Genomic DNA, 11,866 nt, shown 5'->3' on the forward strand with positions numbered 1-11,866 from the left:
ATATGACAAAATTAATCTTTATGGGGACACCCGATTTTTCAGCAACAGTCTTAAAAGGACTTTTGACAGATGACCGCTATGAGATTCTAGCCGTTGTGACCCAGCCTGACCGTGCTGTCGGCCGTAAAAAAGTGATTCAAGAAACCCCAGTCAAGCAGGCTGCCGAGGAAGCAGGTCTTCCTATCTACCAACCTGAAAAATTATCTGGAAGTCCAGAAATGGAAGCGATTATGAATTTGGGAGCGGATGGGATTATCACTGCTGCATTTGGGCAGTTTCTCCCAAGTAAACTCCTTGATAGCATGGACTTTGCGGTCAACGTTCATGCCTCCCTCCTTCCTAAACACCGTGGTGGTGCGCCTATCCATTATGCCTTGATTCAAGGGGATGAGGAAGCTGGTGTGACCATTATGGAAATGGTTAAGGAAATGGATGCAGGGGATATGATTTCTCGTCGCAGCATTCCGATCACAGATGGGGACAATGTCGGAACCTTGTTTGAGAAATTAGCGTTTGTTGGTCGTGATTTGCTTTTGGATACTCTACCTGCCTACATTGCTGGCGATATCAAACCTGAACCTCAGGATCCAAGTCAGGTTACTTTCTCTCCAAATATCAAGCCAGAAGAAGAAAAATTAGACTGGAACAAAGCCAATCGTCAACTCTTTAACCAAATCCGTGGAATGAACCCCTGGCCTGTTGCCCATACTTTTCTCAAGGGCGACCGCTTTAAGATTTATGAAGCCCTACCAGTAGAAGGTCAGGGAAATCCAGGTGAGATCCTCTCTATCGGCAAGAAAGAATTGATTGTCGCAACGGCAGAAGGGGCTCTATCCCTCAAACAAGTGCAGCCAGCTGGTAAACCTAAGATGGACATTGCTTCCTTCCTAAACGGAGTTGGACGTACATTGACTGTAGGAGAACGATTTGGTGACTAAAGTAGAAACGGATAGAAGTTTAGCCCTATCAGTGCTAGAGGATGTCTTTATCAATCAAGCATACTCAAATATCGCCTTAAATAAGCATCTCAAGGGAAGTCAACTTTCGGCAGCAGACAAGGGCTTGGTTACCGAGCTGGTCTATGGAACGGTAGCCCGTAAACTGACTCTGGAATGGTACCTATCACACTTTATCGAAGACAGAGACCAGTTAGACAGTTGGCTCTATGTCCTTCTTCTCATGAGTGCCTACCAGCTTCGCTATTTGGACAAAATTCCAGACCATGCTGTGGTCAATGAAGCAGTAGAATTGGCCAAAGTCCGTAAAAAAGGCAGTGAAAAATTGGTCAATGCCCTCCTTCGTCGTATTCTGCGTGAAGGCTGGCCAGATATTGCCAGCATCAAACGAAAAAACAAGCGTGACTCCATTGCCTATTCCCTTCCTGTTTGGCTAGTTGCTAAGCTCAAGGAAGAATACGGAGAGGAGCGAGCACAGGCTATTTTTGAAAGTCTCTTGGTGCGAAACAAGGCCAGTATTCGTGTAACAGACCTAAGTCGAAAAGAGGAAATCCAAACCTTGTTGGAGGCCAGTGATTCATCCTTGTCTCCTTCTGGATTGGTTAAGGAGCAGGGGCATTTTGCAGGCCATGATTTGTTTGCGGAGGGAGCCATTACCATCCAAGACGAGTCTAGTCAATTGGTTGCGCCAACTCTTGATTTACAAGGCAATGAGCAGGTTCTAGATGCCTGTGCGGCTCCAGGTGGGAAAACAGCCCATATAGCCTCTTATCTTACGACAGGTCAGGTTACGGCTTTGGACCTTTACGATCACAAGTTGGACTTAATCCAAGAAAATGCTCAACGTTTAGGAGTTGCAGATCGGGTTCAAACGCAAAAATTGGATGCCAGAAAGGTGCATGAGTTTTTTGGTCAGGATTCATTTGATAAGATTTTGGTGGATGCTCCCTGTTCAGGAATCGGTCTTCTGCGTCGAAAACCAGACATCAAATACAATAAAGAAACGGCAGATTTCGCGTCCTTGCAGGAAATTCAGCTAGAAATATTAGGTAGTGTTTGTCAAACACTAGGCAAAGGTGGTATAATAACTTATAGTACCTGTACTATTGTCTCAGAGGAGAATTTTCAAGTCGTTGAGGCGTTTTTAGAAAGTCATCCTGAGTTCGAGCAGGTAAAACTAGAACATGAATGTAAGGATATCATGAAAGACGGCTGTATCCTCATTACACCTGAATTGTATGGAAGTGATGGATTCTTCATCAGTCAATTTCGCAAGATATCGGATTAGGAAGGAACTGACACATGGAAATTTCATTATTAACAGATGTTGGTCAGAAACGAACAAATAACCAAGACTATGTCAACCACTATGTCAATAGAGCTGGACGTACTATGATTATTTTAGCTGATGGGATGGGAGGTCATCGCGCAGGGAATATCGCTAGTGAAATGGCGGTAACAGACCTAGGTATAGCTTGGGTTGATACCCAAATCGATACAGTCAATGAAGTGCGTGAATGGTTCGCCAATTACCTAGAAATTGAAAATCAAAAGATTCATCAACTTGGGCAAGATGATGCCTATAAAGGAATGGGAACAACTCTAGAAGCTGTTGCTATTATTGGCAATCAGGCTATCTATGCTCATATTGGTGATTCGCGTATCGGCTTGATTCGTGGAGAAGAATACCATCAGTTAACGAGCGACCATTCTTTGGTCAATGAATTGCTCAAGGCTGGTCAATTGACACCAGAAGAGGCAGAAGCTCATCCGCAAAAAAATATTATCACCCAGTCTATTGGTCAAAAAGATGAAATTCAGCCTGATTTTGGGACAGTGATCCTTGAGTCAGGTGACTATCTCTTGCTCAATAGTGACGGCTTGACCAACATGATTTCAGGCAGTGAGATTCGTGATATTGTAACCAGTGATATTCCTTTAGCAGATAAAACGGAGACACTTGTTCGTTTTGCTAACAATGCAGGAGGTTTAGACAACATTACGGTTGCCCTTGTTTCTATGAACGAGGAGGATGCAGAATGATCCAAATCGGCAAGATTTTTGCCGGACGCTATCGGATTGTCAAACAGATTGGTCGAGGAGGCATGGCGGATGTCTACCTAGCCAAAGACTTAATCTTAGATGGGGAAGAAGTGGCAGTGAAGGTTCTGAGGACCAACTACCAGACGGACCCGATAGCTGTGGCTCGTTTTCAGCGTGAAGCGAGAGCTATGGCAGATTTAGACCATCCTCATATCGTTCGGATAACAGATATTGGCGAGGAAGACGGTCAACAGTACCTAGCTATGGAATATGTGGCTGGACTTGACCTCAAACGCTATATCAAGGAACACTATCCTCTTTCTAATGAAGAGGCCGTCCGTATTATGGGACAAATCCTCCTAGCCATGCGTTTGGCCCATACCAGAGGAATTGTTCACCGGGACTTGAAACCTCAAAACATCCTCTTGACACCAGATGGGACTGTCAAGGTTACAGACTTTGGGATTGCAGTAGCCTTTGCTGAGACGAGTCTGACTCAGACTAACTCGATGCTGGGTTCAGTTCATTACTTGTCACCAGAGCAGGCGCGTGGTTCGAAGGCGACTGTACAAAGTGATATCTATGCCATGGGGATTATTTTCTATGAGATGCTGACAGGTCATATCCCTTATGATGGGGATAGTGCGGTGACCATCGCCCTCCAGCATTTCCAGAAACCACTGCCGTCAGTTATTGATGAAAATCCATCTGTACCTCAGGCTTTGGAGAATGTTGTTATCAAGGCAACTGCCAAGAAATTGACAGATCGTTATCAGTCAGTTGCAGAGATGTATGTGGACTTGTCTAGTAGCTTGTCTTACAATCGTCGCAATGAGCCTAAACTGGTATTTAATGATACTACTAAGGCGGACACCAAGACACTACCAAAAGTATCCCAGAGTACCTTGACTTCGATTCCTAAGGTGCAAACACAAAGTCCGAAGCCACAGACTGCGAAACCGAGTCAGCAGGTTTTGGAAGACAATTACGCAACCAAACCTGTTAAGAAACGGAAATTTAGAGTTCGCTATATGATTTTGTTGGCCAGCATTGTATTGGTGGCAGCTTCTCTTATTTGGATACTATCCAGAACTCCTGCAACCATTGCTATTCCAAATGTGGCAGGTCAGACAGTGGTGGAAGCCAAGGAAACCCTCAAGAAAGCCAATTTTGAGATTGGCGAGGAGAAATCAGAGGCTAGTGAAAAGGTGGAAGAAGGGCGGATTATTCGTACAGATCCTGACGCTGGAACTGGTCGAAAAGAAGGAACGAAAATCAATTTGGTTGTCTCATCAGGCAAGCAATCTTTCCAAATTAGTAATTATATCGGCCGTAAATCGACAGATGTTATCGCAGAACTCAAGCAGAAGAAGGTTCCTGAAAATCTCATTAAAATTGAGGAAGAGGAATCAAGTGAGAGCGAAGCAGGAACTGTTCTCAGACAGAGTCCAGCTGCCGGAACAACCTATGATTTGAGCAAGGCAACTCAAATTGTTTTGACAGTAGCTAAAAAAGCTACGACGATTCAATTAGGGAACTATATTGGACGGAACTCTACAGAAGTAATCTCAGAGCTCAAGCAGAAGAAGGTTCCTGAGAATTTGATTAAGATAGAGGAAGAAGAGTCCAGCGAAAGCGAACCAGGAACGATTATGAAACAAAGTCCAGGTGCAGGTATCTCTTATGATTTGAGTAAACCTACTCAAATCGTCTTGACAGTAGCTAAAAAAGTTACAAGTGTTGCCATGCCGAGTTACATTGGTTCCAGCTTGGAGTTTACTAAGAACAATTTGATTCAAATTGTTGGGATTAAGGAAGCCAATATAGAAGTTGTAGAAGTGACGAAAGCGCCTGCAGATAGTGCAGAAGGCATGGTTGTTGAACAAAGTCCTAGAGCAGGTGAAAAGGTAGACCTCAATAAGACAAGGGTCAAGATTTCAATCTACAAACCTAAAACAAGTTCAGCTACTCCTTAAAATCAGATGGATAATCAAAATAAGTAATCAATCTTTGTCATGATTTCGTGGCAAAGATTTTTTTTGAGTCCGGATTTGTGATAGAATAGAAGGAGTTGATAAAAGGAGGCAAGCATGGAAGAATCAAAAGAATTAAATGCCGTCATTGATGTGATTATGCTAGCGGGGACTATTCTCCTTAAAAGTGGCTCAGAAATCCATCGTGTAGAAGATACTATGATTCGGATTGCGCATTCGCAGGGGATTGTGGATTGCAATGTTCTTGCTATGCCTGCTGCCATCTTTTTCTCCATTGAAAATACCAATATTTCGCGCATGAAGCGCGTGACCTCCTCTTCTTATAACATCGAAAAAGTCTGCGATGTCAACCAGATTTCTCGTCAGCTGGTTGGGGGGCAGATTGATTTAGAAACAGCCTTTAAGCAATTGACGGCCTTGCAAGCCCAACCCCTTCCCTATACCAAGTTGCAGGTAACTTTAGCTGCGACCTTAAGTGCTCCTTTCTTTTCGGTTATGTTTAGTGGAAATATCTACGACGCACTTGGGGCAGGAGTGGCGACCTTATTTGGTTTTGCCTTTTCCCTCTATGTGGAAAAATTTATCCGAATTCCCTTTGTGACAGCCTTTGCTGGAGCCTTTGTCTTTGGGATAATTGCCCAGTTTTGGGCTCGCTATACAGGCTTTCCTTCAACGGCAGATTTGATTATAGCTGGTGCGGTCATGCCGTTTGTACCAGGTATTGCCTTGACCAATGCGGTTCGGGATATCATGACCAACCACATAAACTCTGGTATGAGTAAGATGTTTGAATCCCTGCTCATTACCCTTGCTTTAGGGGCAGGAACTTCTGTCGCCTTGGTATTGATGAACTAATATGACACTAACAACCTTTTTATTACAAGCAGTAGCAAGTCTTCTTGCCATTATCACTTTTCTAATCGTACTCAATGTGCAACGCTCTATGCTCTTACCAGGAGGAATTTTGGGCATGGCTGTCTGGCTGATTTATCTCTTGCTCAAGGAACCGACCAATGTTATTGTGGCTACTTTTATTGCAGCCATTATCGGTTCTTGTGTCAGCCAGATTTTAAGTATTCTTTATAAGACCCCTGCTGTAGTCTTTATCTTGGCCATCTTGGCACCTCTGGTTCCGGGTTATCTCTCCTATCGGACAACTGCCTTTTTTGTGACGGGGGATTACAGTCATGCCATTGCTAGTGCAACCTTGGTTGTTATGTTGGCTTTGGTGATTTCCATTGGAATGGCTAGTGGAACAGTGATTCTCAGACTGTATCATTATATAAAAACACATTGAGCATTGGGGAATTTACAGAAATAAAAGAATTTTCTGAAAAATGAAACAAATGCATTGACAACGCTTTCTCTATGTAGTATTCTATATATAGAAAGGAGGAAAAATCATGAAAAAATTACTATTTTCCTTATTGTTTGTAAGTCTACTGACTTTGTTGTTTATCCCAGTCATGGTTTCTAGTTCGAGCTCAGAGTTTCAAAGTGGATTGCAAGAGAATCAGTTCATTGCCGAAAAGGTTAGTAAAACACTTGACAAGACATTTGATAAGGATATCAGAGAAATTCCTACTAGTCAATTTTATCAAGAATTTGTAGATGAGATGGGAAGGACTTACTCAGGAAATTTAATCCTCCAGGAACTGATAACTGAGAATGGGGCTTATAAAGCTACTTATGTTGGTGAACTCTCTAGCAACTGATCATTCTTTAAAATTATGACCAATAAGAGGCTTGATTTGGTGAATCAAGTCTTTTTTCTCTCTTTTACTACCATTTGTGATAAAATAGTACTGAACGATTTTTTACATGAATGATAAAACAGAGGTAAATATGACAATCGGTATTGATAAGATTGGTTTTGCGACCAGTCAATATGTCTTGAAGTTACAAGACTTAGCAGAAGCGAGGGGAATTGACCCTGAAAAATTAAGCAAAGGACTCTTACTCGAGGAATTGAGTATTGCACCCTTAACTGAGGATATCGTGACCTTGGCGGCCAGTGCTAGTGACTCTATTTTAACTGAGCAAGAAAGACAAGAAATCAATATGGTCATTGTGGCGACTGAGTCAGGAATTGACCAGAGTAAGGCTGCAGCTGTCTTTGTGCATGGCTTGCTGGGTATTCAGCCCTTTGCTCGTAGTTTCGAAATTAAAGAAGCCTGCTATGGAGCGACAGCTGCCCTTCATTATGCCAAATTGCATGTGGAAAATTCTCCAGAGTCCAAGGTCTTGGTCATTGCCAGTGATATTGCCAAATACGGTATTGAAACTCCAGGAGAACCAACTCAAGGTGCCGGCAGTGTGGCTATGTTGATTACACAAAATCCACGCATGATGGCCTTTAATAATGACAATGTAGCTCAAACCCGTGACATCATGGATTTTTGGCGTCCAAATTACTCGACAACTCCTTATGTAAATGGTGTCTATTCTACCCAACAATACTTGGATAGTTTGAAAACGACTTGGCTTGAATACCAAAAACGCTACCAGCTTACTTTGGATGATTTCGCGGCGGTTTGCTTCCACTTGCCTTACCCTAAATTAGCACTCAAAGGCTTAAAAAAAATCATGGATAAGAGCCTGCCTCAAGAGAAAAAGGACCTCTTGCAAAAGCACTTTGACCAGTCTATTCTCTACAGTCAAAAGGTGGGGAATATCTATACAGGTTCTCTCTTCCTTGGGCTTCTATCTCTCTTGGAAAATACAGATAGCTTGAAGGCTGGGGATAAAATTGCCCTTTATAGTTACGGAAGTGGAGCCGTAGCTGAGTTCTTTAGTGGTGAATTGGTTGAAGGATACGAAGCTTATCTGGATAAAGACCGTTTGAATAAGCTCAACCAACGAACTGCCCTGTCTGTTGCTGACTATGAAAAAGTCTTCTTTGAGGAAGTAGACTTAGATGAGACAAATTCTGCCCAGTTTGCTGGCTATGAAAATCAAGATTTTGCCTTGGTTGAAATTGTTGACCACCAACGCCGTTATAGCAAGGTTGAAAAATAATGAAGATAAGTTGGAATGGATTTTCTAAAAAATCATACCATGAGCGCCTTGAGCTGTTAAAAGCTCAGGCGCTCCTTAGTCCTGAGAGACAAGCGAGTTTGGAGCAGGATGAACAGATGAGTGTGACTGTCGCAAACCAGCTGAGTGAGAATGTAGTGGGAACTTTTTCTCTGCCTTATTCGTTGGTTCCAGAGGTTCTCGTTAACGGTCAGGAATACACAGTTCCCTATGTGACAGAAGAACCCTCAGTGGTTGCTGCGGCCAGCTATGCCAGTAAAATCATTAAGCGTGCAGGCGGTTTTACTGCGCAAGTCCATGAGCGTCAGATGATTGGGCAGGTAGCTCTTTATCAAGTTGCTGATCCTAAACAAGCGCAAGAGAAGATTGCCAGCAAGAAAGCAGAACTCTTAGAGCTTGCCAATCAAGCCTATTCTTCTATCGTTAAACGTGGAGGTGGGGCGCGTGATTTGCATGTAGAGCAGATAAAAGGCGAAACAGACTTTCTCGTTGTGTATCTCCATGTCGATACCCAGGAAGCCATGGGTGCTAATATGCTCAACACCATGCTGGAGGCCTTGAAACCAGTCTTAGAAGAACTGAGTCAGGGACAAAGTCTTATGGGAATCCTGTCTAATTACGCGACTGATTCTCTGGTGACGGCAAGCTGTCGCATCGCCTTTCGCTACTTGAGCCGCCAAAAGGATCAAGGACGAGAAATTGCGGAGAAAATGGCTTTGGCTAGTCAGTTTGCACAGGCTGATCCTTACCGAGCAGCTACTCACAATAAAGGGATTTTTAATGGTATTGATGCCATTTTAATTGCTACTGGTAATGACTGGCGTGCCATCGAGGCTGGAGCCCATGCCTTTGCTAGTCGAGATGGACACTATCAAGGTCTTAGTCAATGGACGCTGGACCTGGAAACAGAAGAATTGGTTGGTGAGATGACCCTACCCATGCCTGTAGCGACCAAGGGTGGCTCTATCGGTCTCAACCCTCGTGTAGCCCTCAGTCATGAGCTACTGGGAAATCCTTCTGCCAAAGAATTAGCCCAGCTTATCGTGTCTATCGGGCTTGCCCAAAACTTTGCAGCCCTCAAAGCCTTGGTGAGTACAGGCATCCAGCAAGGCCACATGAAATTGCAGGCCAAATCCTTAGCACTCCTCGCAGGTGCTAGTGAGTCTGAAGTTGCTCCCCTAGTCGAGCAGCTTATCGCAGATAAAACCTTTAACCTAGAGACTGCCCAGCGCTATCTAGAAAATTTAAGATCATAAAAAAACTCAGACAGATTGTTCTGAGTTTTCTTGTGCTTATACTCTTCGAAAATCTCTTCAAACCACGTCAGCTTCGCCTTGCCGTACTCAAGTACAGCCTGTGGCTAGCTTCCTAGTTTGCTCTTTGATTTTCATTGAGTATTAAATACTTTTTCCTGGTAATAATGTAACTGGTAAGAAGTAACCGGTTGTTGCGACTTCTTTGCCTTCAATCTTTTGCAAGAGGAGGTCAACAGTGAGGCAGGCAATCTCTTCCAAAGGTTGCTTAATAGTAGCCAGTTGAGGATAGTAATTCTCGATAAAGTAGGTCCCATCATAGCCGATGACCTTGAGCTCTTCAGGGACAGAAATGCCCAGCTCCTGAGCGATTTTAATGACCAGAATAGCTGTTAAGTCATCCGAAGCGAAAATGGCATCTGGTTTTTGTCGAGTCAAGATATTCTTGATTTCCATTTCTTTTCTTACAGGAGAAAAGTCACTGGAAACATTGATAATAGGAGCTTTTGGGAGAACAGATGCAAAGCCAGCGTGGCGCAGTCCGGTAGGCGAATTGGAATTGTCATTCCCTGTAATCATGATGATAGATTGGGCGCCTGTCTTAACCAAGGTCTGGGCAGCAAGGACCCCACCAGCATAGTTGTCAGAGGAAACGACAGGAATGTCTGGTGACAGATTTCGGTCAAAGGAAATAATTGGTGCCGTCACACGATTGTAGTCTTCGATTCCCAAGTTGTGACTACCCGAAATGATGCCGTCCACCTGATTGGCTTCGAGCATTTCGATGTACTCGCGTTCCTTTTTAGAGTCATGCTCACTGTTGCAGATGATGGTCTTGTACCCATTTTTGAAGAGTTGGTGTTCCAGCTTATCAATCAATTCTGCATAGAAAACGTTGGAAATGTTGGGGAAAATCAAGCCGATTAACTTAGCCGATTTTCCTTGCAGACTACGAGCTAGGTTGTTGGGTTTATAGCCCAATTCCCGCATGGCTTCATTGACTTTTTGAATAGTTTTCTCAGAGAGATACCCTTTTTTATTGATAACCCGAGAAACGGTAGTAGGACTGACGCCTGCAAGTTTGGCGACATCAGTTAATTTTGCGACCATAATCTAATTCATAGTAAGTTCCAGTTGGGTTTCCAGATTTGATGAGGATACCATTTTGGTCCGCATGTGGGAAGACACGACCAGAAAATACTTTTTCTCCTTTATTGATGAAAATTTCAAAGACAGAGTTATCGATGAAGATTGTAGCAGTAGTAGCTTGATTGTCGATAGGGCAAGAACGTGTAGTTCCAAATTCTTGGGCATACTGTTCTCCAGCTTGGCTACGATCTACTGTCACTTGACCATTTACAAGGTCAAAGTTGATGGAAAGTCCCTTGCCTTCTTTATCAGCAAGTAAGACAATCTCACTCTGGCTATTGGCTTCTAATTTTAGTTCGAGTTCGTAAGTGTTCTTGGTTTGGGCGCGGTTAGAGAAAGGTTCTTCAGAAGCACGAAGGTCCTTGATAGCTGCGACTGGGTATTGGTAGAGTTTGCCGTCTTTGATAGTGAGTTCCTTGACCAAAGAGAAGGTTCCTTGGTGGTCAAAACGGTCAGAAGGGTAAGAAACATCTGGCAAGCCAAGCCAGCTAACAGCTAGAGCGCGTCCATCAGGAGCGTTGAAGGCTTGAGTTGCATAGGCTTCGAAACCATAGTCCATATTTTGAAGTTGAGACACATCTACCATTTTGGCATTTTCAGGGTCAAAGGAAGCCCCAATCTTAAACATATTTGGATAGATATTGTCGTAGTCTAGAACTTTCTTATCCAATCCTTGTGGGCAGTAGAGAAGGACAGGTTGCTCCCCGACAAAGACCAGATTTGGACATTCCATCATGTAGGCAGTACGGTCGTTAGCAAAGTCAAGGTCACCAACCTCCTGCCAGTTTGTGTAATCGTTGTCTACAGCCTTATAAAGACGAACGAAGCCTTTTTTCTCTAAGTCCTGACCACCGACGATAGCATAGTATTGACCTTTAAAGTTAAAAATTTGTGGGTCACGGAAGTGGTCAGTAGAGTCTGCTGGCTGGTCAATCAAGATCTTGTCAATCTTGGTAATCTTGCCATCCTTATCCATCAAAGCCCCAATCTGGTAAGGGTGACGGATCCAGTTTTCATCACGGACATTTCCTGTATAAAATAAGAACAAGTTATCCCCAAACTGCATGGCAGAACCAGAGTAGGCACCGTGGCTATCTAATGGAGTGTCAGGCAAAACTTTGACTCCAGTTTCTCTAAAGTGAACCAAATCCTCGCTTTCCAATTGAACCCAAGATTTCAAACCGTGGGCTGCACCAAAAGGAAAGTTCTGATAAAAAACAACCCACTTCCCATCAAAGTAAGAAAAGCCATTTGGATCGTTGAGAAGTCCTGTTTTTGGCTCAACATGGTAATGAGTATGCCATGGAGATTGTGCCATATTTTTCTTAATATTTTGAATTTCTTCTTGCGTCCAATCTTGATAAAGTCTGTAACGACGTTCAGTTGTCCATTCCATTCATTCATTCCTCCAATAATCTTATCACTTTTAATAGTA

At 43.3% G+C, this 11,866-nt stretch carries 11 protein-coding genes; 9 read left to right on the forward strand and 2 right to left on the reverse strand.

The genetic code is table 11. From position 1 onward, the window contains the following. The first annotated feature begins 2 nt into the window (after window positions 1-2). The 9 genes from fmt to HT689_RS04990 all read left to right on the forward strand — a co-directional run bounded on the left by fmt (window position 3) and on the right by HT689_RS04990 (window position 9,285). Window positions 3-938, forward strand: coding sequence for a methionyl-tRNA formyltransferase (gene fmt / locus HT689_RS04950; protein ID WP_173226849.1), 936 nt, complete (start codon window positions 3-5; stop codon window positions 936-938). Beyond that, a complete protein-coding gene (gene rsmB, locus HT689_RS04955) occupies window positions 931-2,244 on the forward strand; it encodes a 16S rRNA (cytosine(967)-C(5))-methyltransferase RsmB (protein ID WP_173226847.1) in 1,314 nt (437 codons plus the stop codon). The genes fmt and rsmB overlap by 8 nt, the downstream gene beginning before the upstream one ends. 14 nt (window positions 2,245-2,258) lie before the next feature. Further along, window positions 2,259-2,999 (forward strand): Stp1/IreP family PP2C-type Ser/Thr phosphatase, encoded by a 741-nt coding sequence (locus tag HT689_RS04960; RefSeq protein ID WP_173213045.1) that lies wholly within the window; start codon window positions 2,259-2,261, stop codon window positions 2,997-2,999. Then, entirely contained in the window at window positions 2,996-4,975 is a 1,980-nt protein-coding gene (pknB, locus tag HT689_RS04965) for a Stk1 family PASTA domain-containing Ser/Thr kinase (protein ID WP_173226845.1), read from the forward strand. The genes HT689_RS04960 and pknB overlap by 4 nt, the downstream gene beginning before the upstream one ends. 114 nt (window positions 4,976-5,089) lie before the next feature. After that, window positions 5,090-5,848: a threonine/serine exporter family protein gene (locus HT689_RS04970; protein ID WP_173226843.1), complete on the forward strand. Its 759-nt coding sequence runs from the start codon at window positions 5,090-5,092 to the stop codon at window positions 5,846-5,848. A 1-nt stretch (window position 5,849) separates the two neighbouring features. After that, entirely contained in the window at window positions 5,850-6,290 is a 441-nt protein-coding gene (locus tag HT689_RS04975) for a threonine/serine exporter family protein (protein ID WP_000176930.1), read from the forward strand. A 169-nt stretch (window positions 6,291-6,459) separates the two neighbouring features. Continuing rightward, entirely contained in the window at window positions 6,460-6,708 is a 249-nt protein-coding gene (locus tag HT689_RS04980; RefSeq protein ID WP_173226876.1) for a hypothetical protein, read from the forward strand. Window positions 6,709-6,838: 130 nt separating this feature from the next. Then, window positions 6,839-8,011 (forward strand): hydroxymethylglutaryl-CoA synthase, encoded by a 1,173-nt coding sequence (locus HT689_RS04985; protein WP_173226873.1) that lies wholly within the window; start codon window positions 6,839-6,841, stop codon window positions 8,009-8,011. Next, window positions 8,011-9,285, forward strand: a complete 1,275-nt coding sequence (locus HT689_RS04990; RefSeq protein ID WP_173226841.1) for a hydroxymethylglutaryl-CoA reductase, degradative — start codon at window positions 8,011-8,013, stop codon at window positions 9,283-9,285. The genes HT689_RS04985 and HT689_RS04990 overlap by 1 nt, the downstream gene beginning before the upstream one ends. A gap of 141 nt (window positions 9,286-9,426) precedes the next feature. Here HT689_RS04990 and HT689_RS04995 read toward each other — a convergent pair whose 3' ends face one another. Next, window positions 9,427-10,392: a LacI family DNA-binding transcriptional regulator gene (locus tag HT689_RS04995; RefSeq protein ID WP_173280844.1), complete on the reverse strand. Its 966-nt coding sequence runs from the start codon at window positions 10,390-10,392 to the stop codon at window positions 9,427-9,429. Next, the gene (locus HT689_RS05000; protein ID WP_173226839.1) at window positions 10,373-11,827 is read right to left on the reverse strand and encodes a glycoside hydrolase family 32 protein; all 1,455 of its coding nucleotides are present in this window, start codon (window positions 11,825-11,827) and stop codon (window positions 10,373-10,375) included. Before HT689_RS05000 ends, HT689_RS04995 begins: the two co-directional genes overlap by 20 nt. Window positions 11,828-11,866: the final 39 nt, after the last annotated feature.

Origin of the sequence: Streptococcus sp. 2342 (genome assembly GCF_013276795.1) — a bacterium.
GTDB lineage: Bacteria > Bacillota > Bacilli > Lactobacillales > Streptococcaceae > Streptococcus.

Coding starts and splice junctions, on each gene's coding strand:
- fmt (WP_173226849.1), top strand. CDS start 3: ATGACAAAATTAATCTTTATGGGGACACCCGATTTTTCAGCAACAGTC.
- HT689_RS04960 (WP_173213045.1), top strand. CDS start 2,259: ATGGAAATTTCATTATTAACAGATGTTGGTCAGAAACGAACAAATAAC.
- pknB (WP_173226845.1), top strand. CDS start 2,996: ATGATCCAAATCGGCAAGATTTTTGCCGGACGCTATCGGATTGTCAAA.
- HT689_RS04970 (WP_173226843.1), top strand. CDS start 5,090: ATGGAAGAATCAAAAGAATTAAATGCCGTCATTGATGTGATTATGCTA.
- HT689_RS04975 (WP_000176930.1), top strand. CDS start 5,850: ATGACACTAACAACCTTTTTATTACAAGCAGTAGCAAGTCTTCTTGCC.
- HT689_RS04980 (WP_173226876.1), top strand. CDS start 6,460: ATGGTTTCTAGTTCGAGCTCAGAGTTTCAAAGTGGATTGCAAGAGAAT.
- HT689_RS04985 (WP_173226873.1), top strand. CDS start 6,839: ATGACAATCGGTATTGATAAGATTGGTTTTGCGACCAGTCAATATGTC.
- HT689_RS04990 (WP_173226841.1), top strand. CDS start 8,011: ATGAAGATAAGTTGGAATGGATTTTCTAAAAAATCATACCATGAGCGC.
- HT689_RS04995 (WP_173280844.1), bottom strand. CDS start 10,392: ATGGTCGCAAAATTAACTGATGTCGCCAAACTTGCAGGCGTCAGTCCT.
- HT689_RS05000 (WP_173226839.1), bottom strand. CDS start 11,827: ATGGAATGGACAACTGAACGTCGTTACAGACTTTATCAAGATTGGACG.